We start from the raw sequence: 23,813 nt of genomic DNA, 5'->3' as shown, positions 1-23,813 counted from the left end.
GGCAAGGGGCGCGGTAAGCGGCGCTGCACCGCGCTTGTCCTGGGGCTGCTGATGGGGCTCGGCGCGGCGATGGCAGGGGCGCCGGCGGCCGCGGCCGCCGGGTCGGTGTCCACCGCCCCCCTGGGGGACTCCGATGGCTCGGTCGTTGCGGCACTCGAGCGGGGGGCTCGGCCCCTGCGGACCGTTGAGCCGCAGGGCGGCAGCCGCGATCTGCGTCCCCTCGGCCGCATGGTCGGCGGCGCCCGGGTCGTGGGCGTCGGTGAGGCCACGCACAGCTCGCACGACTTCTTCGCCCTGAAGCACCGCCTCTTCCGGCACCTCGTCGAGGAGAAGGGTTTCCGCACCTTCGCCCTGGAGGCCAGCTGGAGCACCGGACTGCGCCTCAACACCTATGTGCTGCACGGCACGGGCGATGTACGCCGCATCATGAGGGACGAGTTCCAGGGCGGCTACCTGTGGTGGGACAACACCGACTATCTGCGGCTCATCGAGTGGATGCGCGCGTACAACGTCCGCCATCCGCACGACCCGGTCCGCTTCATGGGCGACGACATGGCCTGGAGCGGGCCCGAGCTGTACGACGCGGTCACGGGCTATGTGGCCCGCGTGCACCCGGAGTTGAGCGCCCGCTTCGGTGAGCTCTACCGCGGGCTGCGGCCCACTGTGGCGACGGGAACGTACCTGGATCAGTACCTGAAGAAGCCGTACGGCGAGCGCAAGGAGATGGCGGAGCGGACGGGGCGGGCCCTTCAGTTGCTGGAGTCGTTGAAGTCGATGGAGTTGATGAAGCGGCAGACTGCGGGCGACGCGGACCGGAGGGCGTACGAGCGGGCCGTACAGAATGCGCGGGTCATCGATCAGACCGCTCGGCAGTACGCCTTTGACTTCGAGGATCCCGCGCAGGTTGCCTCGAGTATGCGCTACCGCGACGCGGCGATGGCGGCCAATGTGGTCTGGTGGCAGCGGCACACGGGCACGAAGGTGCTGTTGTCGGCGCACAGCGCCCATGTCGCCTACGAGACGCGGGACCCCGCTCACTACCCGAAGGTGCAGGGCGCGTTCCTGCGGGACAGCCTCGGCTCCGGGTATGTGAGCGTGGGCCTCGCTTTCGAGCGGGGCTCGTTCAACGCCACCGGCCCGGACGGTGCCATCCACCGGTGGACGCTCGGCCCGGCGGGCCCCGGCAGCAACGAGCGGACCCTGGACCGGGTCCGGTACCGGGACTACGCGGTCGACCTGCGGACCGTCGGCGCACCGGCCCGCGGGTGGCTGGCCGCGGCCCGGCCGACGCGCAGCATCGGCACCGACTATCCGGACGGCCCGTACGCCGTCGCACTCGGCCGCAGCCACGACGTCCTCATCCACCTTCACCGCGTCGAGGCGGCGTGGTTGCGGGGCCCCGGTGGAGCCGGATCCGGATCCGGTAGCCGCTAGGCCTGTGCCGGATCGCTGGGCCGTGTGCCGGATCGCCAGGCCCTGGGCCGGATCAGTAGGGCGTGGAGTCGTTGCGGAGGTGGGCGAGGACGGCCAGGACGCGGCGGTTGCCGTCGGTGGGGTCGAGGTCGAGTTTGGCGAAGATGTTGCTGGCGTGTTTGACGACGGCGGCCTCGGTGACGGAGAGCCGGTGGGCGATGGTCTGGTTGTTGAGGCCTTCGGCCATGAGGGCGAGGACCTCGCGTTCGCGCGGGGTGAGGCGCCGCAGGGGGTGGTCGGCGGTCTGGCGGGCGAGGAGTACGCGGACGACCTCGGGGTCGACGACGGTTTCGCCGGCCGCGATGCGGCGCAGGTCGGTGAGGAATTGGGAGACCTCGCCGACGCGGTCCTTGAGGAGGTAGCCGAGGCCCCCGGTGCCCGTCCCGCCGCTGAGGAGCTGGGTGGCGTAGGCGGTGGCCACGTACTGGGACAGCACCAGGACGGCGAGTCCGGGGTGGCGGGTGCGCAGGTCGAGGGCGGCCTTGAGGCCCTGGTCGTCGTAGTCGGGGGGCATCCGGACGTCGGTGACGACGAGGTCCGGGCAGTCGTCGTCCACGGCGCAGGCCAGGGCCTCGGCGTCGCCGACCGCGGCGATGACCTCGTGGCCGCCGCGCGTGAGCAGTTCGACGAGGCCGGCCCGCAGCAGGACCGAGTCCTCGGCCAGGACTACACGGAGCACGGAACCTCCACACGCAGCTGGGTGGGGCCGCCGACAGGGCTGGACAGCACGAGCCTGCCTTTCAGAATTGCTACTCGGTCGGCCAATCCTTGCAAACCGGTGCCCGCCGTGGGATCGGCGCCCCCTTGCCCGTCGTCGGTGATGAGCAGGGTGAGGCGGCCGTCCTTGAGGGAGCCGACGATGCCGATGTGGGTGGCACCGCCGTGTTTGGCGGCGTTGGTGAGCGCCTCGGTGACGGCGAAGTAGGCCATCGTCTCCACGGGGGCGGGCAGGCGGTGCGGCAGGTCGATGTCGACGGTGACGGGGACGGGGCTGCGGGAGGCGATCTCCTCGACGGCGGCGGCGAGGCCGTGGTCGGTGAGGACCTGGGGATGGATGCCGCGGACGAGGTCGCGCAGCTGGCCGAGGGCCTGGCGGGCCTCGGCGCGGGCGCGGCGGACCAGTTCGGCCGCGCCGGAGTCGCTGCCCTGGAGCTCCATCTCGGCCAAACCCAGTGTCATGGTCAGCGCGACGAGCTGCTGTTGGGCGCCGTCGTGCAGGTCGCGTTCGATACGGCGCCGCTCGGCCTCGAAGGCGTCCGCCAGGCGTGCCCGGGAGCGGGTCAGTTCCATCACGCGGCTGCTGAGGTCCTCGTCGCGGGCGGCCAGCAGGAACCACGCGGTACGCGCCTGCAGCCCGGCCAGCAGCCCGCCCGCGTACGCGCACACGACCAGGCCCAACAGGCCGACGGCCGCAGCCGGCAGGGCGGCGACGGGGCCGGATACCGGCTCACCGGGGATCAGCATGACGGTGTCGGGAGCCACCGCCGCCACGATCACCGGTGCCGCCAGCAGCAGGCACGAGAAGGCCAGCAGCGCCGCGAAGCCGATGCCGGTGGCGGTGAAGACCAGGCAGAAGACAGCGGTGTAGCCCAGTTCGCGCCAGGTGGCGCGCTCGCGCAGCCGGCTGCGCAGCCAGTACCAGGGGCCGGTACGGGGGAGGGTGCGGTGCGGGTCGGGTACCGGTGTCGGTTCGACCAACCGCAGCCGACGGCGTTCCATGGCGGCGACGGGGATGCCGAAGACCGCGGCCACCGCCAGGATCAGCAGGCCGACGCCGACGACGGACAGCACCACCCCGAAGGCGATCAGGGCGTAGAGGACGAGCAGGGTGAGCGCGCCCAGCACTGTACCGCTGAGCAGATACGCCCAGCAGCGCCAGGGCCAGCACGAGATGAGGAAGCGCAGGGGGCGGCTCTTGACCGCGTCCCATACGGCTATGCGTGGTTCCACGGCGAGGACCCTAACGTGTGGCGGGGAGGGTGGCCCGGGGTGGCGAAGGTAGCGAAAACCCGACCATGAACTCTCGACATAGGTGTCGTGACCTGAGGTGTTGCCCTGGGATGCACTGACGGGGTGAGCGCATACCGAGTCTTGGACCGACCCGCCGCGCCGTCGGTGGCTGACCGGTGCCGGTGGGACCGGCGCGGTGCCTGGGCCCTGGGCTGGCTGGCCGCCGCCGGGTGGGCGGGCGCCTTCCCGGTCGTCTCGGCACTCGCCACTCACCGGACGTGGGGGCTGTGTGCCGCCGTCGGCTATGTCCTCGCCGCTGCCGCTGTGATGTGGCTTCCGGGCCGCCGGGCGCGCGCGGCGTCGGTGGTGCTCGCACTGGCGGGTGCGGTGGTGGTGCCGCTGCTGCTCCTGGTCCTGAGCGGGGCCCAGCAGTCCGAAGTGGGGGTCATCGAGCGCTCGATGACGCAGCTGCTGGCGACAGGCAGCCCCTACCTGCCCGACCCGCAGGGCCTGGCGGACTACAACCCGTACCTGCCGGGGATGGCGCTGCTCGGCCTGCCACGAGCGGTGCTGGGCGAGGGCACCTGGGCCACCGCGTGGCTCGGGGATGCCCGCATGTGGTGCGGGGCGGTGTTCCTGGGGTGCCTGGCCGCCGGGCGTGCGGTGCTGCGGACCGCCGGCCGCGGCCCGTACGGCTTCCCGGGCCGGGGGGCGTACGGCAGGCCGTTCGGCGCGTACGGCACACCGGCTGGCTTGTCGTACGGCTCCTCCTCGCGCGTCCCCTCGTACGGCCTGGGGGTGGCTGCGCTGATCGCCTCGCCGGTGGTGGCGCTGCCGCTGTGCGTCAGCGGGGTGGACCTGCCGCTCACCGGGGTCTGCTGTCTGGCGCTGGCCTTCGCGGCGCGCGGGCGGGTGCTGGGCGCTGGGGTGTCGCTCGCGCTGGCCTGTTCCTTCAAGTGGACGGCCTGGCCCGCGCTGCCGGTCGCGCTGGCGGTGCTGGTCTGCCTGTACGGGTGGCGGGCGGCGGCCAGGTGCCTGGCGTTGGCGGGTGCGGGCGCGGCTGTACTGATCGTGCCCAGTGCGTTGCTCACCCCGGCCGCGATGGTGGAACACGTCCTGGCCTTCCCGACCGGGCGGGGTGCGGTGCCCACCCCGGCGAGCAGCCCGCTGCCCGGGCACCTGCTGGCCGGACTGGGCACCGGCGGCTGGCTGGCGGCGGTGGTGCTGCTGGGCGCGGCCGCACTGGCGGTGGCCGTCTCGCTGGTGGTGCGGCGGCCGGCCGGTGTGGTGGCCGGCGCGGACCGGCTGGCACTGGGCCTCACGGCGGCGTTCCTGCTGGCGCCGGCGGGCCGGTTCGGGTATCTGGCGTTGCCCGTCGTGCTGGTGGTCTGGTCGCGGCTGGCCTCCGAGTCGTGGGGCCGGATACGGCCGGGGCGGGGCGTGGTACCCCCCGATGCACAGGGTGTGGAGGGCTATAGGAGCATAGGGGGCAAAGTGGCCAGCGCTACCCATGTCGGTGGCGCAGGGGCTTGTGCCGCGGCTCTGGCCGGCGCGCGGCGCACCCCCGAGGCAGTGTCCGCCCCTGCCCACTCGTTCGCCGGCCCGCCGTTCTCGGCTCCCTCCCACGGTCGTCGTTCTTCTCGCCGGGTGCGTCCTGCTGCCGTCGTCGGTTCCGTACCGCAGGCCCCCGTTCGCGCGGCTCAGCCGCCCCGACCGAAAGGCAACTGAGACCAGTCATGGGCTCCACCCTCGTCATCACCAACGACTTCCCGCCCCGTCAGGGAGGGATCGAGACCTTTGTGCACGCGATGGCCACGCGGATACCGAAGGACGAGGTCGTCGTCTACACCTCGCACGAGCCCGGTGCCGCCGCGTACGACGCGACGCTGCCGTTCCCGGTCATCCGGGACACCACCCGCATGCTGCTGCCCACCCGCCGGGCGACCCGGCGGGCCGTGGAGATCGCCCGGGCGCACGGCTGTGACCGGGTGTGGTTCGGGGCCGCGGCGCCGCTGGGGCTGATGGCGCCCGCGCTGCGGCGCGCCGGGGTCCGGAGGATGGTTGCCACCACCCACGGCCACGAGATCTGGTGGGCCAAGACGCCCGGGGCACGGCAGTTGATGCGGCGGATCGGCGCGGGGGTGGACGTGGTCACGTACCTCGGGGAGTACACGCGGACGCGCATCGAGCCCGCGCTGGCGCCGCGGGGGCGGATGAGCCGGCTGGTGCCGGGGGTGGACGCCACCGCGTTCGCCGCGGACGCGGCGGACGGTGACGCCGCCGAGGCGCTGCGCACGTCGTTCGGGCTGCATGGCAAGCGTGTGATCGTGTGTGTCTCGCGGCTGGTGGCGCGCAAGGGGCAGGACGCGCTCATCAGGGCGCTGCCGCTGATCCGGAGCCGCATACCCGAGGCGGTGTTGCTGATCGTCGGTCAGGGGCCTTACGAGAAGCGGCTGCGGGAGCTGGCCCGGGAGCACGGGGTCGAGGGGGCGGTGCGCTTCGCGGGCGGGGTGCCGCACGCCGACACCCCCGCCTTCTACGCGGTGGCGGACGTCTTCGCGATGCCCTGCCGTACCCGGAAGAAGGGGCTGGAGGCCGAGGGGCTGGGGATCGTGTTCCTGGAGGCCGCGGCGAGCGGGCTGCCGGTCGTGGCCGGCGACTCGGGCGGTGCGCCGGACACGGTGCTGGACGGGCGTACGGGGCAGGTCGTGGACGGGAACGAGTCGTCGGCGGTGGCCCGGGCGCTGACCGGCATCCTGGGCGACCCGGCGCGGGCCGCGGAGATGGGGGCGGAGGGCCGCCGCTGGGTGGCGCGGGAGTGGTCCTGGGACGGCTCGGCGCGCCACCTGATGCGGCTGCTCACCCCCGGAGACGAGGGCGAACACCCCGCGCAGCGGACCGATGCGGTGTCCGCGCGCCACTGAGCAGGCCCCGGGCGCAGGTTCCCCCGCTGCGCCCGGGGCCGTACGCCCTCCGCGCCCTGGCGTCCCCCGCTTCGACAAGGATCTGATTCCCGTGACCATCCCGACCGACATTCGCCTGCCCGCGACCCAGCTGGCGGGCGTGTCCAAGAGCTATGAGAGCTCGTCAGGTCCGGCGCCGGTGCTGCGTGATGTCTCGCTCGGCTTTCCACAGGGGGCCATGACCGCCGTCATGGGCCCCTCGGGGTCGGGCAAGACCACGCTGCTGCACTGCGCCGCCGGGCTCGACCGGCCCACCAGCGGGCAGGTGCTGCTGGGGGGGACCGACCTGAGCCAGTGCGACGAGCGGGAGCTGACACACATCCGGCGGGACCGGATCGGGTTTGTGTTCCAGCAGTTCAACCTGCTGCCGATGCTCACCGCGTACGAGAACGTCGCACTGCCGCTGCGACTGGGCCGCCGCGCCCCCAAACGGGCCGTCGTCATGGAGGCGCTGCGCCAGGTGGGGCTGGAGGGCAGGGAGAAACGGCGGCCCGCCGAGCTTTCCGGCGGGCAGCAGCAGCGGGTGGCGATCGCCCGCACGCTGGTGGCCGAGCCGGAGATCGTCTACGCGGACGAGCCGACGGGCGCGCTGGACACGGCGACCGGCCGCCAGGTCATGGGGTTGCTGCGGGAGGCCGTGGACCGGGCGGGCCGCACGGTGGTGATGGTCACGCACGACCCGCACGCCGCGGCCTGGGCGGACCGGGTGGTCTTCCTCGTGGACGGGCAGATCGTCGGCAAGCTCGACCACCCCACCGCGGAGCAGGTCGCCGCGTACGTTAGCGGCTAGGACCGGTGAGCGGGATGTGGCAGCTGTCCGTGCGTTCCGCACGCCACTACTGGGCGCTGTTCGCGGGTGCCTTCGTCGCCCTCGCCCTGGGGGTGGCGCTGATCGGGACGACGGCCGTCGCGCTGGCCGCCACCTGGGGCGCGCACCGGCCCTCCGCCGGGCCCGCCGTCACGCTCCAGGACGGTGCGGGTGCGCGCCATACCCTCTCCGGCGGCGCGGTGGACCTCGGCGGGGTGCAGAGTGTGCTGGCGATGGCCGGGGTGGTCTCGGCGTTCGTGACGGTGTTCGTGATCGCCGGGACGTTCGCGTTCAGTGTGGCGCTGCGCGGGCGGGACATGGGGCTGCTCCGGCTGGTCGGCGCGGGCGGGCCGCAGGTGCGGCGGATGGTGCTGGGCGAGGCGCTGGCGGTGGCGGTGCCGGCCGCGGCCGTGGGCTGCGCGATGGGGGCCGTGGTCGCGCCGTGGGCGGTACGGGCCCTGAACGGTACCGGGCTGACGCCCGTGGAGCTGCGGGCCGGGCCGTTGGGCGGGCCGCTGCTGTTCGCCGCGGGCAGCGGGCTGGTGATCGCCGTACTGGGGGCGCTGGCCGCTGCCCGGCGGGCCGCCCGGGTGAGGCCCACCGCATCGCTGCGCGAGGCCGATCTGGACGCGAAGGCGATGACCGCCGGGCGGTGGATTTCCGGGCTGGTCCTGCTGACCGCGGGCGGCACCATGGTGGCGCTGGCACCGAACGCGGGGGCGGAGGCGGCCACGCCGCTGGCGCTGTTCGGGCCGCTGGCGCTGACGCTGGCCGCCACCGCGTGGGGGCCGCTGTATCTGCCGGGGCTGGTGCGGTTGTTGACAGCGCCGCTCACGTGGTCGGGGTCGGTGTCCGGGCGGCTGGCCGGGGAGGCGGCGGGGACGGCCAAGCGGCGAACCGCCGCGCTGGTGGGGCCCGTTCTGGCGATCGTGGCCATCGTGGGCACCTTCACATCGGTGATGGCGACCACGGGCGCCGCCGCGGCCGCCGACGAGCGGGCCCGCACCCTGGGGCAGGTCGTGGTCGAACCCGCCGACGGGAGCGGGAAGCTGAGCGAGCGGGCGCTGGCCGCGCTGCGCGGTGACCCCCGGGTGCGGGCCGTCTCGGCGCCCGCGCCGGTCGAACTCGCCGTGGCCGGACGGGACACGGCGTGGCGGGAGCAGGCCGCGGCGGCCGACCTGCCGGCGCTGGCCCGTACCCACCGCCTCACCGCCGTGCAGGGCGCCGTCCAGGAGCTGGCGCCCCGAACGGTCGCGGTTTCCCGGGAGTTCGCCGACTGGTACGGGTACCGCGTGGGCAGCCGGATCACGTACGGGTTCTTCGGCGGGCAGCCGGTGAGCGCGCGGGTGCTGGCGGTGCTGGACGGCGGCGCGGCGGTGCCGCATCTGCTGCTGCCGGAGGCGGAGCGCGCCCGCGCGGCGGCCCCGGAGCGGGCCACGGTGCTGCTGGCGGACCCGTCCGGCGGTGCCGGGGCGGCGGCCGGGCGGCTGGCCGCCGCCCTTCGTGAACAGGGCGGGCAGTCGGTCGCCGTGACGCCCACCGCCGAGTGGTACGAGGGCCGGGCCACCGAACAGGACCGGCTCAACGACCTGGTGCTGGTGGTGCTGACCGGCCCCGCCGCGGCGTACGCCCTAATCGCCGTCGCCAACACCCTGGTGATGTCGTACAGCCGGCGGGGGCGGGAGATCGCGGGGATGCGCATGCTCGGGGCCGGCGCCTGGCAGGTGCGGCGCATGGCGCTGTGGGAGGCGCTGGGCACCACCACCGTCGGGGCGGGGCTCGCGGCCGGGGTGATCGCCCTGGGTCTGGCGGCCTACCGCGCCGGGCTGCGCGTATCCTATGGAGCGATTCCGCTCAGCGTGCCGTGGGGGGCCCTGCTCGGTCTCGTCTGCGCGTGCCTGCTCGTGGCCGTATGCGTAAGCCTGACGGCTGTGCAGCGCCTGCTGCGGCGCAGCACCGTCGCGGCTGTCACCGCTCGGGAGTAGCTGCGCGAGCGGTCGGACGTATGCCGTACTGCCGCCTATGCTGAGCAACTCTGAGAACACCACTGTGCTTTGAGGCAGGCACTTCACGAACAGGCAGGGGTCACCGTGCGCGTCGCCATTGCTGAGGATTCTGCGCTCTTGCGGATGGGGATGGTGCGGCTGCTGGCCGATGAAGGCATCGATGTGGTGGCGTCGCTCAGTGACGCGGAGACCATTTGCGAGGTTGTCGAAGAGTTCTCTCCGCACGTCGTGATCACGGATGTGCGGATGCCGCCGAGCCATACCGACGAAGGAATACGTGCGGCCTGCGCAATTCAGGAGATCAGTCCCGACACCGCGGTTCTGGTGCTGTCGCAGTACGTGGAGCAGACGTACGCGGAGGAGCTGGTGCGGAACGCCCGCGGCGGGGTCGGCTACCTGCTCAAGCAGCGGGTGGCGGACTTCGACGAGTTCCTCTCCGCTCTGCAGCGAGTGTCCCGGGGCGGGACGGTACTGGACTCCGACATCTTCACGCAGTTCGTCGGACACCCCCGCGAACAGCGGGCCTCGGATCTGCTCACCGCGCGCGAGCGACAGGTTCTCGAACTCATCGCCACGGGCCTGACCAACTCCGGTATCGCCACCCGGCTCGACATTTCGCAACGGGCCGTGGAAAAGCATGTGACCTCGATTCTGGGGAAGTTGAAGATCCCCAGTTCCGGGGCGGACCACCGGCGCGTGCTGGCGGTTCTGGATTACCTACGGGGGCGTTGAGCGGATTTGCCCGGGTGAGTGCGACCGAAATGCAGTTGTGAGCGAGAGCGTCGTGGAATTCTGTGCAGAACGAGCAGCCGGTCCGGTGCGGCGCGATGCCGGTCGTCCGCCGACCGCCTTCCGGGTCGCCGCCGGGCTCATCTATCTGTCCGTCGGCAGTCTGGTCGGTCTGCTGCTCGTCCCGCTCGTCGTCGGCTCCGTGGCCCTGCGCGCGGTCACGCTCCTGCTCTCCGCCGTGCCGCAGCTGGCGACGCTGGGGGTGCGCTCCGCCACCGCGGCGGTGCGGCGGGCGCTGGACGCCGAGCGGCCGCCGCGGCGCGCCGAGCGGTTCACGGCGCGCGCGGTGTGGAAGAAGGCCGGCGATCTCCGCGCGTGGTTCGTACCGAGCCTGCCGCTGCTGCGCGCGGTCGCCGATCTCGAACGCCTGCTGGCCGCCTCGGTGGTGGATCCGGGCTCGCCACCGCGCCGGCCGCGTGCCAAGGGCACCGACAACGAGGCCGACGGCAAGGGGAACGGACCGGCCGGGGAGGACGCCGGCTGGGCCGATTTTTTCGGCTACCTGGGCCTGCTGCTGCTCGGCACGGTCTGGCTGGTGCCGATCCTCGCGCTGGTGGTGCCGATCGCCGCGTTCGCCGTCAGTCTGCCCATCGGCCCGCCCGAGCAGCTGGCCTTCGGCCCGGGGCTGACCGTCCTGGTCGAGGGCTTCTGGACGCGCCTGGCGGTGGGTGTGGGGTCGATGGCGGGCTTCGGGCTGCTGGTGACGCTGCTGTTCTGGCTGGGCAAGGTACGCGCCCGGCTGGTGCGCCGGGTGCTCAGCCGGGTGGACGCGGCCGACGAGCGCCGCAAGAAGGAGCTGGCGGAGCTGCGGCGCACCGCCGCGCTGCGGGTCAACGACGCCGACTACCGGCGGCTGGAACGCGATCTGCACGACGGGGCGCAGGCTCGGCTGGCCGTGCTGCTCATGCGCCTTTCGCACGCCAAGCGGCGGGTGGGAAAGGACCCGGAGGCCTTTTCCCGGCTGCTGGACGAGACGTATCAGGAAGTCAGCAAGGCGCTGGACGAACTCCGCGATCTGGTACGGGGAGTTCAGCCGCCCATTCTCAGTGACCGCGGTCTGGACGCTGCCGTCGCCGTACTGACCGAGAAATTCCATGTGCCGGTCGTCGTGCGCAGCACCTTGTCCGTCCGGCCGGCCGCCAGTTTGGAATCGGCGGCGTATTACATCATCGCCGAATCGCTGACGAATGCCGTCAAGCACGCCTCGGCGACCGAGCTGCGGGTGGACCTGGACCGGGCGGACGGCTGTCTGCGGGTCGCGGTCACCGACAACGGCTCGGGCGGCGCCAGCCAGGAGGCGGGAACCGGCCTGCGCGGGCTGGCGGACCGGGCCACCGCGCTCAACGGAGAGCTCACCGTGACCAGCCCGCCGGGGGGTCCCACCACCGTGCGGGCCGTCCTTCCCTGGGCCTGACACAGCGCCGCGCCAGTCCCGGCCACCCTCGCAGATACCCATCTGAACTGCGGTTTTTCGCTCAGACGAAACCGCTTGCCCGTCCTTGTGCGAATGATCAACAATGGCGAGGTACGGATAGCCGCACCCCCCACGGTGTGGATATCCGTACCGCGTGGAGGTTTCAGCCGGACCCAGAAGTCGTCGAGCCCACTGGCCGAAACTTCCCGCTCCCAAGGCCGGCCCACCCGGCCTTGTGGCCGAACCATCAGCTCAGCGGATGGCCGTCCCGCCCTGGCCAGAGGGCGGGCAGGCGCCGTGGCGGCCCCGCCGCATGACGGGGCCCGATTCACCACTCTCCTGGGAAGGCATGGAAGTGCAGTATGTGGGGGACCGGCTGCGGGAACTCGCCGCGGAAACCGGTGTTCCAGGAGCCCAACTCGCTGTGTACACCGAAGGGGAAACCCTTTCGCTGGCCACGGGAGTTCAGCGGATCGGAGCCGGCGATGCGGTGGACACCGGCACCGCCTTTCCCTATGGCTCGGTGAGCAAGGCATTCACCGCGACCGTGGTGATGCAGCTGGTGTCCGACGGCGATGTGGAACTCGACGACACGGTGGCCGCATTCCTGCCGGAATTCACCAGCCCCGCGGACGCGGACATGGCCGCGGTCACCGTACGGCAGCTGCTGAGCCACACCGGCGGGCTCCTGGCCGACCACGAACTCGACGACGTCGACGAGCGCTCGCTGCGGCGCTACGCGGCCGCCGTGGCGGCCGCCGGGCTGCTGCATCGGCCCGGCGAGGTCTTCTCGTACTCCAACACCGGCTACAACCTCCTCGGCCGCGTCATCGAGGCGGTCACGGACATGAGCTGGCAGTCGGCGGTGGAGAGCTTCCTGCTGCGGCCGCTGGGCATCGACCCGTACTTCCTGCACGGTCCCGCCGCGTCGCGCGCCGTGGCCACCGGGCACGCCGTCCGGCTGGAGCGGGGCGGCGCGCGCCCGGTCGATGTCTTCCTGCCGCCCACCTGGGCCCCGGCCAGCGGTCTCGGCGGCAGCGCCGAGGACCTGGTCGCCCTCGCCCGGCTGCACTTCGGCGACGCGCCGTCGGCAGCCGATCTGCTGGACGAGGACGTCCGTGCCGAGATGCACACACCGGTGCCGGCCGCCGACGCCTTCGGCATGGCGGACGGCTGGGCGCTGGGCCTGGCCCGCTACGGCGGTGCGGACGGCGGGTGGCTGGGTCATGACGGCACGGTGGACGGCGGCACCGCCCACCTGCGCTTCCACCCCGGTCGGCGGGTGGCCGTCGCGCTGACGGCCAATGCCACCACGGGCACACTCCTGTGGCCGCGGATCGTCGAGGAGCTGCGGAAAGCCGGTATCGACGTCGCCGACCACCAGCACCCCGTCCCGGACGCACGGTCGGGCCAACAGGCGGACCTGGAACGGCTGTTGGGCGACTACCTCAACGGTGACACGCGCTTCACCGTCGCCCGCCACGAGGGCGGGCTGCGGCTGACCGACCGTACCGGACTCGTCGCCGCTATGACTCTGCACGGCCCCGACGGGCTGCTGTTCACCGCTCGCCGCACCGACGCCGACGAGGCCCCCTACACCGGGCGGTTCGTCCTGGACGGCGGCACCGGTGAGGCCGCGCTGATGCAGCTCGCCGGGCGTTCGGCCCGGCGCGAGCGGTCCGCGGCCCGCTAGCCGCCGCCGTCCCAGCGCCCGGTCCCCACGCCACATCCCCTACGCATCTCGCCCTTTCCCACACACCCGACTTTTCACGTTTTTACGGCCACTTCCCGGCCCCGGAGAGCTGACGCCTGGCCGCAGGCGGTGTTCGGGCTGCGCGGAAGTCACCCGATCCTGGAGGTACAACGTGGCTCGCGCCAACGCGTCGACCGACCGAGCGGCCCACCCGCCGGTGGAGTACTGGCGAGACCGGCTGGCGGGGATCACCCCGCTGGAGCTGCCCATCGACCGTCCGCGCCCCGTGGTGCGCTCCACCGACTGCTCGTCGTACGCGTACACCGTGCCGACCGCCACGGTCGCGGGCCTGCGGGAGCTGGCCGGGCGCTACGACGCCACGCTGCTGGAGGTCCTGGTGGCCGCCGCGCAGGCGCTGTTCGCCCGCTACTCCGGCCAGGAGGACATCGCGCTGGGCACCGTCTCCGGGGACGCCGGCACCACCGTCGTCCTGCGGACCCAGATCGAGGCGCGGGCGTCCTTCACGGCGCTGCTGGGCGGCGTCAAGGAGACCGTGCGCGGCGCGTTCGCGCACGACGGCGTCACGCCCGCCGAGCTGGTCGAGGCGCTGCGGCCGGAGCGCGACACCAGCACCACCCCCTTCGTCCAGGCCATGGTGGTCCTGCACCGCGACGCCGGTGCCGAGATCGACCCGCTCGACCTGTCGCTGGAGTTCACCGAGAGCGGCGGGGAGCTCGCGGCCCGCATCGGGTACAGCACCGCCCTGTTCGACGAGGCCACCGTCGCCCGGCTGGCCGGGCATGTGAACACCCTCCTCGCGGGCGCCGCGGCCGACCCCGAGCGGCCGGTCTCCGCGCTGCCGATGCTCACCGACGGCGAGTTCGAGCAGGTCGTACGGGAGTGGAACGCTACCGACCGCGAGGTGCCGGCCGGGGCCTTTCCCGAGCTGTTCGCGGCCCGCGTCGCCGCACTGCCCGACGCGTTCGCCGTCGTGGACGAGCAGGGCCAGGTCACGTACCGCGAGCTGGACGAGCGGGCCAACCAGCTGGCCCACCACCTGCGGGAGTGGGGAGTCGGGACGGACGACCTGGTCGGCCTGTGCATGGAGCGCGGCGCCGAGATGGTCGTGGGACTGCTGGGCATCATGAAGGCGGGCGCCGCCTACCTGCCGCTGGACCCCTCGTACCCCGCAGAGCGCCTGGCGTACATGCTGGAGGACTCCGGCGTGCGGCTGATTGTCACCCAGGAGCGGCTGGCCGCCCACCTGCCTGGCACCGACGCCGAGTTCGTGATGCCGGACCGGGACCGCGAGCGGATCGGCCGACACCCCACCACGGCACCGGACGTCGCGTTCGCGCCGGAGGACCTGGCCTACGTCATCTATACGTCCGGCTCCACTGGCCGTCCCAAGGGCGTCCTGGTCTCCCACGCGGGTATCGGCAACCTCGCCGCCGTCCAGATCGAGCACTTCGACGTCACGCCGGGCAGCCGGGTGCTGCAGTTCGCCTCCGCCAGCTTCGACGCGGCGTTCTGGGAGATCTGCATGGGCATCCTCACCGGCGCCGCGCTGGTGATGGGCGCCAAGGACACCATGCTGCCCGGCGAGCCGCTGGCCGCCTACGCCGCCGAGCGCGGCGTCACCCACGCCACCCTGACCCCCGCCACTGTCGCCGTCCTGCCCGACGGCCGTGGCCTGCCCGAGCGGGCCACGCTCGTCGTGGCCGGCGAGGCCAGTACCGGTGACCTGGTGGCGCGCTGGTCGGCGGGCCGCCGCATGGTCAACGCGTACGGTCCGACCGAGAGCACGGTGTGCGCCACCATGAGCGCCCCGCTCAGCGGCGCCGTCGTACCGCCCATCGGCACCCCGATCGCCAACACCCGGATCTACATCCTCGACGACGCGCTGCAGCCGGTCCCCGCCGGTGTGCGCGGCGAGCTCTACATCGCCGGTGCTGGTCTGGCGCGCGGCTACCACGGCCGGGCCGGGCTGACCGCTGAGCGGTTCGTCGCCAACCCCTTCGGCGGGCCGGGCAGCCGGATGTACCGCTCGGGCGATATCGCCCGCTGGCGCGCGGACGGCATGCTGGAGTACCTGGGCCGCGCCGACGACCAGGTCAAGGTCCGCGGCTTCCGGATCGAACTGGGCGAGATCGAGGAGGAGCTGGCCCGCCACCCGGACGTCGCCCAGGCGGTGGTGATCACCCACAACACCAACCTGCTGGCGTACGTCGCGGCGGCCGACGCCGGGCGCCGCCCGAGCGCCGAGGGGCTCAAGGCGCACCTGGCCGAGCGGCTGCCCGAGTACATGGTTCCGGCCGCCGTCGTCGTGCTCGACGCCCTGCCGCTGACCCCCAACGGCAAGGTGGACCGCCGGGCGCTGCCCGAGCCGGGCGCCGCCGCCGAACCGGCCGACGAGGGCTTCGCGGCTCCCCGCAACACCGTCGAGCAGACCCTCGCCGGGGTGTGGGCCGAGGTGCTGGGCGTGGAGCGGGTCGGCATCCACGACAACTTCTTCGACACCCTCGGCGGCAACTCCATCCTGTCCGTCCGCGCCGTCTCCCGGATGCGCCAGGCGCTGGGCGTCCAGCTCTCGCCGCGGGCGCTCTTCGACGCGCCCACCGTCGCCGAACTGGCCGCGCAGGTCGCGCCGGAGGAGTCCGTGGAGGACACCCCGATCCCGGCCGTGCCGCGCACCGGACCGCTGCCGATGTCCTTCGGCCAGCAGCGGCTCTGGTTCCTGGAGGACTTCGACCCGGGCAGCGCCGAGTACCACACCGCGTTCGGGCTGCGGCTGACCGGTGAGCTGGACGCGGACGCGCTGCGCGCCGCCGCCGGCGACCTGACGTCCCGGCATGAATCGCTGCGTACCACCTTCGGCGCCGTGGAGGGCAAGGGCATCCAGGTCGTCCACGAGGAGCTGGCGCCCGAGTGGCACACCGCGGACGCCTCCGGAGTGGCCGTCGATCTGCGCGAGGAGCGGCTGCGCGAGCTGGTGCGCGCCGAGACCGCCCGCGCCTACGACCTCCAGGCGGGACCGCTGGTGCGGGTACTGCTGGTGAAGGTCGGCGCCGCCGAGCACGTGTGCGTTCTGGGGATGCACCACATCGTCACCGACGGCTGGTCGATGGGCGTGGTCTCGGCCGAGCTGGGCGAGCTGTATGCGGCACGGGTCGAAGGGCGCGCCGCCGACCTGCCCGAACTGCCCGTACAGTACGCCGACTTCGCGGCCTGGCAGCGCGGCCGGCTGGAGGGCGGCGGGCTGCTGGACAAGCAGCTCGACTGGTGGCGTGAGCGCCTCGCGGGTGTCACCCCGCTGGAGCTGCCCACCGACCGGCCGCGTCCCGCCGTGCGCTCCACGGCCGGCGCCGTGTACGGCTTCGAGGTGCCGGCAGCCACCGTCGCGGGCGTCAAGGAGCTGGCCAAAGGCCGTGGCGCCACCCTGTTTATGGCGCTGACCGCGGCCGTCAAGGCGGTCTTTTCCCGCTACTCCGGCCAGGAGGACATCGCGGTGGGCACCGCGGCCTCCGGCCGCGGCCACAAGGACCTGGAGCAACTGGTCGGCTTCCTGGTCAACACCGTCGTCCTGCGCTCGCACATCGACCCGCAGGCGTCCTTCGGGCGGCTGCTCGGACAGGTCAAGGAGACCGTCCTCGAAGCCTTCGCGCACGAGGAGGTGCCCTTCGAGCGCGTAGTGGAGGCGATGCAGCTGGAGCGCGACACCAGCCGCACCCCGCTGATCCAGGCCATGGTCGTGCTGCAGAACGCCCCCAACGAGGGCGTGACCTTCCCCGGCGTCGAGGCCGCCGACCACCCGGTGCTGCGGGACGCGGCGCCCTTCGACCTGACGGTGGAGTTCTTCGAGGCCGGTGACGCGCTGGAGGCCCGGATCGGCTACAGCACCGCCCTGTTCGACGAGGCCACCGTCGCCCGGCTGGCCGGGCATGTGAACACCCTCCTCGCGGGCGCCGCGGCCGACCCCGAGCGGCCGGTCTCCGCGCTGCCGATGCTCACCGACGGCGAGTACGAGCAGGTCGTACGGGAGTGGAACGCGGCCGCGCAGGACCCGCTGTGCGGCACCTTCCCCGAACTGTTCGCCGCGCAGGCCGCACAGCGGCCGGACGCGGTCGCCGTCGAGGACGAACAGGGCTCGCTGACCTACCGCGAGGTGGACGAACGGGCCAACCGGCTCGCCCATCACCTGCGCGAACTGGGCGCCGGAGCCGACACGTTGATCGGCCTGTGCGTGGAGCGCGGCACCGAGATGGCCGTGGGGCTGCTGGGCATCATGAAGGCGGGCGCCGCCTACCTGCCGCTGGACCCGGCCTACCCGGCCGACCGGCTGACCTTCATGCTGCAGGACTCCGGGGCGCGCCTGATCGTCATCCAGGAGCACCTGCGCGGCGAACTCCCGTCCGTGGATGTTCCGCTGGTGGACCTGGTGCGCGACCGGGAGGCGATCGCCGCCCGCCCGGTCACCGCCCCCGTGACCGGCCTGACCACCGAGCACCTCGCCTACGTCATCTACACCTCCGGCTCCACCGGCACCCCCAAGGGCGTCCTGGTCCCGCACTCCGGCATCGGCAACCTGGCCGCCGCCGAGATCGACCGCCTGGCGGTCACCGAGGACAGCCGGGTGCTGCAGTTCGCCTCCGCCAGCTTCGACGGCGCCGTCATGGAGGTGCTGATGGCGCTGCCCGCCGGCGCCACTCTCGTCCTGCCGCCGCACGGCCCGATCGTCGGTGAGGCGCTGCAGAGCTTCCTGCGCGACCGGCGCATCACCCATGCCCTGCTGGCGCCCTCCGCGGTGGCCACCCTCGACCCCGCGGGCCTGGAGGGGCTGCGCACGCTGGTCGTGGGCGGCGAGGCGAGCACCGGTGACCTGGTGGCGCGCTGGTCGGCGGGCCGCCGCATGATCAACGCGTACGGTCCGACCGAGGCCACCATCTGCACCACCATGAGCGCCCCGCTCAGCGGCGCCGCCGTACCGCCCATCGGCACCCCGATCGCCCACACCCAGGTCTATCTCCTGGACGCCGCGCTCCGGCCGGTGCCGGTCGGCGTCCCTGGCGGGCTGTACATCGCCGGTCCCCACCTGGCGCGCGGCTACCTGGGCCGGTCCGCGCTGACCGCCGAGCGGTTCGTCGCCAACCCGTTCGGGGAGCCGGGCAGCCGGATGTACCGGTCGGGAGACGTGGCACGGTGGCGGGCCGACGGCACGCTGGAGTACCTGGGCCGCGCCGACGACCAGGTCAAGATCCGCGGCTTCCGGATCGAGCTGGGCGAGATCGAGACCGCGCTGTCCACCCACCCGGACGTCACCGACGTCGCAGTGGTCGCCCACCAGGGCGCCGACGGACGCCGCCGCCTGGTCGCGTACCTCGTCGCCGGCCATGCGCCGGCCACCGGCGAACTCCGGGCCCACCTCGGCGGAACACTGCCGGACTACATGGTCCCGGCCGTCTTCGTCACGCTGGACGAGCTGCCGCTGACGCCCAGCGGCAAGGTGGACCGCCGCAACCTGCCCGACCCGGAGCTCCAGTCCGAGCAGCTGGGCGGCGAGTACGTCGCCCCGCGCACCGCCACCGAGGAGACCCTCGCCGCCGTCTGGGCCGAGGTGCTGGGTGTCGAACGGGTCGGCGTGCACGACAACTTCTTCGATCTGGGCGGCGACTCGATCCTGTCCATCCAGGTCGTCTCCCGGGCCCGCCAGGCCGGGCTCCGGCTCACCTCGAAGCTGCTGTTCGTGCACCAGAGCGTCGCGGCACTGGCCCCCGCGGTCGCCTCCGTCGCCGACGGATCGGGTGCCCGGTCCGCCGCCGAGGTGTCCGGCGAGGCCGAACCCACCCCGATCCAGCGGTGGTTCTTTGCCGAGCACACCGTCAACCCCGACCACTACGGCATGTCGGTGCAGGTCGAGCTGGTACCCGACACCGACACCACCGTCCTGGAGCGCGCCCTCGCCGCCGTGGTCGCGCACCACGACGCGCTGCGCATGCGCTACCGCCGCGACGGCGAGCGGTGGGTGCAGGAGTACGGCACGGCGCCCGAAAGCCTGCTGACCGTACGCGACCTCTCGACCCTGGACGCCCAGGACGCCCAGGCCCGCGAAACCGCCCTGCACGAGGCCGCCTCGGCCGCGCAGCGCTCGCTCGACCTGACCTCGGGCACCCTGGTCAAGGGCGTCTTCTTCCGGCTGGGCGCGGGCCGCGCACCGCGGCTGTTCCTCACCGTCCACCACCTGGTGATGGACGGGGTGTCCTGGCGGGTCGTACTGGAGGACCTGGCCACCGCGTACGCGCAGCTGGCCGAGGGCCGTACCGTCGACCTGGGCGCCAAGACGTCCAGCTACCAGCAGTGGGCGAAGCGCCTGGCCGACCATGTTCGCTCCGGCGCCCTGGACGGTGAACTCGCCTACTGGCAGGGCGTGGACGGTTCCCGGGAGATCCCGGTGGACGGCGCCGAGCCGAACACCTTCGGCAGCACCGCCGTGGCGACCGCGTGCCTGGGCCGCGAGGAGACCGAGGCCCTGTTGCAGAAGGTCCCGGCCGTCTACCGCACCCAGATCAACGACGTCCTGCTGGCGGCCCTGGGCAGGGTACTGGGCGACTGGGCCGGCCACCCGACGACCATCGCCCTGGAAGGCCATGGCCGCGAGGAGCTGTTCGACGACATCGACCTGTCGCGGACCGTCGGCTGGTTCACCACCATCTACCCCGTCACGCTCGACGTGCCCCGGGGCGACTGGGGCGGGGCGCTGAAGTCCGTCAAGGAGGACCTGCGGGCCATCCCCGGCCGCGGTCTGGGCTACGGCGCGCTGCGTCACCTGTCCGCGCCGGACGGTGCCGGCCGGGCGCTGGCCGCCCAGGAGCAGCCGCGGATCAGCTTCAACTACCTGGGCCAGTGGGACAACACCACCAGCCAGGAGGGCCTCGTCCGGGGCCGGCTGGACGTGCTCGGCCGCGACCAGGCCCCGGAGCAGCCGCGTCCGCACCTGATCGACGTCGTGGCGATGGTGAGCGACGGCGCGCTGCGGATCGACTGGATCCACTCGCCCGGCAGCCATCGCACGGTCACCGTCGAGCGTCTGGCGGCCCAACTCCTGGACGCGCTGAGGGAGATCGTGGCGCACTGCCTTTCCGGGGACGGCGGCGGTGCGACGCCGTCGGACTTCCCGCTGGCGGGTCTGGACCAGGCCGGGGTGGACCGGATCGTGGGTGACGGCCGGGGCGTGGCGGACGTGTACCCACTGACGCCGATGCAGTCCGGCATGCTCTTCCACTCCCTCGCCGAGCCCGACTCGCCCGCCTACTTCGAGCAGATGACCTTCCTCGTGGGCGGCGTCGGCGACCCCGAGCTGCTGGCCCGGGCCTGGCAGCGCGTCGTGGACCACCTCGACATCCTGCGCGGCTCGGTCGTATGGGAGGGCGTGGACCGCCCGCTGCTGGTGGTCCACCGCGATGTCGAGGTGCCGGTGACGCACCTTGACTGGCGCTCGCACACGGCGGACGAGCAGAAGGCCGCGCTGGAGGAGTTCCTCGCCGGGGACCGGGCGCGGGGCCTGGACCTGTCGGCCGCGCCCCTGATGCGCCTCGCCCTCATCCGGGTTTCCGACACCGCTGTACGCCTGGTCTGCTCCTTCCACCACCTGCTGCTGGACGGCTGGAGCACCTTCGACGTGCTGTCCCAGACCTTCACCGCCCATGCGGCGCTGGCCGACGGCCGGGAGCCCGCGCTGCCGGTGCGGCGCCCGTTCGGTGCGTACGTGGAGTGGCTGGAGGGCCAGGACCTGGGCGCGGCGGAGGCGTACTGGCGGGAACTGCTGGCGGGCTTCGACACCCCCAACTCCCTGCCCTACGACCGCCGTCCGGCACCCTCCTACCAGGCCCGTTCCACCAGCCGGCTGGTCACGCGGCTGACGCCGGAGGCGAGCCGCCGCCTGGCGGAGTTCGCCCGCGGCCACCGGCTCACCCTCAACGCCGTGGTCCAGGGTGCCTGGTCGCTGCTGCTGGCGCGGTACTCGGGCCAGTCGGACGTGGTCTTCGGTGCGACGGTGTCCGGCCGTCCGGCCGATCTGCCGGGTGTGGACTCGATGGTCGGCATGCTCATCAACACCCTGCCGGTGCGGGTCCAGGTGGATCCGGGGGCGGACGTCGCGGACTGGCTGGGCCGGCTGCAGGCGGCGCAGGTGGAGGCGCGGCAGTACGAGTACGTGCCGCTGCCGCAGATCCAGACCTGGAGCGGCATCGACCATGGCGCGGGCCTCTTCGACAGCCTGGTCGTCTTCGAGAACTACCCGGTCGACGGCCGGGCCGCGGCCGAGGGCGGACTGACCCTCAGCGAGGTCGAGGGCGCGGACGTCACCAACTACCCGCTGAACCTCATCGCGTACGCGGGCGACGAGCTGGCCTACGCCCTCGCCTACGACGCCGAGGTCTTCGACCCGGCCACCATCGAGCGGATCGCTATCCACTTCGGCGCCCTGCTCGACGGGATCGCCGACGGCCCGCAGCGCACCCTCGCGGACCTGCCGATGCTGGGCGAGGGCGAGGCGGAGACCGTCGTACGCGACTGGAACGACACCGCCCGCGCGCTGCCGGACGCCTCCCTGGCGGAGCTGTTCGCCCGGCGTGCGGCCGAGCACCCGGACGCGGTGGCGCTCTCGTACGAAGGCGAGGCCCTGACCTACCGGGAGCTGGACGAGCGGGCCAACCGGCTCGCCCACCACCTGGCCGGGCTCGGTGCGGGCCCGGAGGTCATGGTGGGGCTGTGCGCCGAGCGCGGCGCCCAGGCCGTCATCGCCCTGCTGGGCATCGTCAAGGCCGGCGCGGCCTACGTCCCGCTGGACCCGGACTACCCGGCCGATCGGCTGGCGTTCATGCTCCGTGACACCGGCACCGGGCTGCTGGTCACCCAGAAGCACCTGCGCGACCGCCTCCCCGGGACCGCGGCGGCCGTGGTGGACCTGGACCGGGACGCCGAGGCGATCGCGGCGCGTCCGGCGACCGCCCCCGAGGTGGCGGACTCGCCGCACCAGCTCGCGTATGTCATGTATACCTCCGGCTCAACCGGCACTCCCAAGGGCGTGCTCACCCCGCACCGTGCGGTGGTCCGCCTGGTGCACGAGTCCGGGTACGCGGACATCGCGCCGGGCGACGCGGTGGCGCAGTTCGCCTCGTTGTCCTTCGACGCCGCCACCTTCGAGGTGTGGGCGGCCCTGCTGGGCGGCGCCCGGCTGGCCGTGCACCCGCCGACCCTGCCCACCGCGGCCGAGCTGGGCAGGTTCCTCAAGGAGGAGCAGGTCACCCACCTGTGGCTGACCGCGGGCCTGTTCCACCAGATGGTGGACGAGGGGGCCGACGCGATCGAGGCGCTCGGCGGGCTCACGCACCTGATCGCGGGCGGCGACAAGCTCTCCCCCGAGCACTGCGCCCGCGTTCTGGCCGCCCACCCGGGCCTGCGGCTGACCAACGGATACGGCCCGACCGAGGCCACCACGTTCGCCGCCACCCACGAGCTGGACGCGGGGGTGGACGGCACGGCGCCGGTGCCGCTGGGCCGCCCGATCGGCAACACCCAGGTGTATGTGCTCACCGAGATGCTGCGGCCCGCACCGGTCGGCGTGCCCGGCGAGCTGTACCTCGCCGGTGAGGGACTGGCTCGCGGCTACCTGGGCCGGTCCGCGCTGACCGCCGAGCGGTTCGTCGCCAATCCCTACGGGGAGGCCGGCCGGCGGATGTACCGTTCGGGCGACCTCGCCAGGTGGCGGGCCGACGGGACGCTGGAGTTCCTCGGCCGCGGCGACGGCCAGGTCAAGATCCGCGGCTTCCGGATCGAGACCGGCGAGATCGAGGCCGCGCTGACCGCGCATCCCGACATCACCGACGCCGTGGTGACGGCACACGAGGAGGACGGCCGGAAGTTCCTGGTCGGCTACCTGGTGGCACCCGCCTGGAGCGAGCCGAACACCGCCGCGCTGCGCGACCACCTGGCGGCCACGTTGCCCGCGTACATGCTGCCGTCGGCCTTCGTCGCCCTCGACAGGCTGCCGTTGACCGCCAACGGCAAGGTGGACCGGCGGGCCCTGCCCGCACCGCGGCAGCGGATGGAGACCGGCACGGCTGACGAGGCGCCGCGCACCGTCACCGAGGAGTTCCTGGTGAGTGCCTGGGAGGAGCTGCTGGGCGCCGAGCGCGTGGGCATCCACGACAACTTCTTCGAGCGAGGCGGCGACTCGCTGCTGGCGCTGCGGATGGTGTCGCGGATCAACTCCTCGTTCGGCACCGCCCTCTCGCCCCGGCTGCTGTTCGACCGGCCGACGGTCGCCGAGACCGCGTACGAGATCGAGGAGCAGATCCTCGCCGAGCTGGAGCAGACCGCCGGCGCCGAGTGACGGGGCCGGGGTGCGGGGCGCCGGTCACGGCCGCGCCCCGCACCCCACGCCCCGGACCTCGCCCTGGCCCCCCGCCCCGGGCACGCCACCACCCACCACCCACCACCCCGAAAGGTATGGCCATGTCCAACCCCTTTGAGCAGTCCGACCGTTCCTACCTCGTCCTGGTCAACGCCGAGGGCCAGCACTCCCTGTGGCCCGCCACCAACGACGTGCCCGCCGGCTGGACCGTCGCCCTGGACGCCGCGCCGCGCGACGAGTGCCTGGCCTATGTGGAGGCGCACTGGACCGACCTGCGGCCCAAGAGCCTGACCACCTGCTGACCCG

12 protein-coding genes are annotated in these 23,813 nt (G+C 73.1%); 10 read left to right on the top strand and 2 right to left on the bottom strand.

All coding sequences use genetic code 11. The features are described from left to right. Positions 1 to 51: 51 nt before the first annotated feature. Positions 52 to 1,434 (top strand): erythromycin esterase family protein, encoded by a 1,383-nt coding sequence (locus tag K9S39_RS20840; RefSeq protein ID WP_406708150.1) that lies wholly within the window; start codon positions 52 to 54, stop codon positions 1,432 to 1,434. 52 nt (positions 1,435 to 1,486) lie between these two features. On the opposite strand, the gene K9S39_RS20835 is transcribed toward K9S39_RS20840, so the two are convergent. Together K9S39_RS20835 and K9S39_RS20830 are read right to left on the bottom strand one after the other, a co-directional pair. Continuing rightward, a complete protein-coding gene (locus tag K9S39_RS20835) occupies positions 1,487 to 2,152 on the bottom strand; it encodes a response regulator transcription factor (RefSeq protein WP_248864886.1) in 666 nt (221 codons plus the stop codon). Beyond that, positions 2,140 to 3,423, bottom strand: a complete 1,284-nt coding sequence (locus tag K9S39_RS20830) for a sensor histidine kinase (protein WP_248864885.1) — start codon at positions 3,421 to 3,423, stop codon at positions 2,140 to 2,142. The genes K9S39_RS20835 and K9S39_RS20830 overlap by 13 nt, the downstream gene beginning before the upstream one ends. Before the next feature lie 123 nt (positions 3,424 to 3,546). On the opposite strand from K9S39_RS20830, the gene K9S39_RS20825 reads away from it, so the two are divergent. The 9 genes from K9S39_RS20825 to K9S39_RS20785 all read left to right on the top strand — a co-directional run bounded on the left by K9S39_RS20825 (position 3,547) and on the right by K9S39_RS20785 (position 23,809). Next, positions 3,547 to 5,151, top strand: a complete 1,605-nt coding sequence (locus tag K9S39_RS20825) for a glycosyltransferase 87 family protein (protein ID WP_248864884.1) — start codon at positions 3,547 to 3,549, stop codon at positions 5,149 to 5,151. Positions 5,152 to 5,159: 8 nt separating this feature from the next. Further along, positions 5,160 to 6,347 carry a glycosyltransferase family 4 protein gene (locus K9S39_RS20820; RefSeq protein ID WP_248864883.1) on the top strand — a complete coding sequence of 396 codons (1,188 nt, stop codon included), beginning with the start codon at positions 5,160 to 5,162 and terminating at the stop codon, positions 6,345 to 6,347. 91 nt (positions 6,348 to 6,438) lie between these two features. Next, positions 6,439 to 7,176, top strand: a complete 738-nt coding sequence (locus tag K9S39_RS20815) for an ABC transporter ATP-binding protein (RefSeq protein ID WP_248864881.1) — start codon at positions 6,439 to 6,441, stop codon at positions 7,174 to 7,176. A 29-nt stretch (positions 7,177 to 7,205) separates the two neighbouring features. Then, positions 7,206 to 9,179: an ABC transporter permease gene (locus K9S39_RS20810; RefSeq protein WP_283112566.1), complete on the top strand. Its 1,974-nt coding sequence runs from the start codon at positions 7,206 to 7,208 to the stop codon at positions 9,177 to 9,179. Between the two features lie 105 nt (positions 9,180 to 9,284). Next, a complete protein-coding gene (locus tag K9S39_RS20805) occupies positions 9,285 to 9,932 on the top strand; it encodes a response regulator (protein ID WP_283112564.1) in 648 nt (215 codons plus the stop codon). A gap of 37 nt (positions 9,933 to 9,969) precedes the next feature. Further along, positions 9,970 to 11,403 (top strand): sensor histidine kinase, encoded by a 1,434-nt coding sequence (locus K9S39_RS20800; protein WP_248864880.1) that lies wholly within the window; start codon positions 9,970 to 9,972, stop codon positions 11,401 to 11,403. A gap of 349 nt (positions 11,404 to 11,752) precedes the next feature. Continuing rightward, positions 11,753 to 13,096: a serine hydrolase domain-containing protein gene (locus K9S39_RS20795; protein ID WP_248864879.1), complete on the top strand. Its 1,344-nt coding sequence runs from the start codon at positions 11,753 to 11,755 to the stop codon at positions 13,094 to 13,096. A gap of 172 nt (positions 13,097 to 13,268) precedes the next feature. Beyond that, positions 13,269 to 23,486: a non-ribosomal peptide synthetase gene (locus tag K9S39_RS20790; protein WP_248864878.1), complete on the top strand. Its 10,218-nt coding sequence runs from the start codon at positions 13,269 to 13,271 to the stop codon at positions 23,484 to 23,486. A gap of 122 nt (positions 23,487 to 23,608) precedes the next feature. Then, positions 23,609 to 23,809, top strand: a complete 201-nt coding sequence (locus K9S39_RS20785) for an MbtH family protein (protein WP_248864877.1) — start codon at positions 23,609 to 23,611, stop codon at positions 23,807 to 23,809. Positions 23,810 to 23,813 lie beyond the last annotated feature (4 nt).

Origin of the sequence: Streptomyces halobius, assembly GCF_023277745.1 — a bacterium.
In the GTDB taxonomy this organism is placed as follows: domain Bacteria; phylum Actinomycetota; class Actinomycetes; order Streptomycetales; family Streptomycetaceae; genus Streptomyces; species Streptomyces halobius.
This window is presented reverse-complemented; position numbering and strand designations above follow the sequence as displayed.

Bases quoted from the DNA above. Each gene is read 5' to 3' on its own strand.
- K9S39_RS20840 (WP_406708150.1), top strand. From the start codon at position 52: ATGGGGCTCGGCGCGGCGATGGCAGGGGCGCCGGCGGCCGCGGCCGCC.
- K9S39_RS20820 (WP_248864883.1), top strand. From the start codon at position 5,160: ATGGGCTCCACCCTCGTCATCACCAACGACTTCCCGCCCCGTCAGGGA.
- K9S39_RS20795 (WP_248864879.1), top strand. From the start codon at position 11,753: ATGGAAGTGCAGTATGTGGGGGACCGGCTGCGGGAACTCGCCGCGGAA.
- K9S39_RS20785 (WP_248864877.1), top strand. From the start codon at position 23,609: ATGTCCAACCCCTTTGAGCAGTCCGACCGTTCCTACCTCGTCCTGGTC.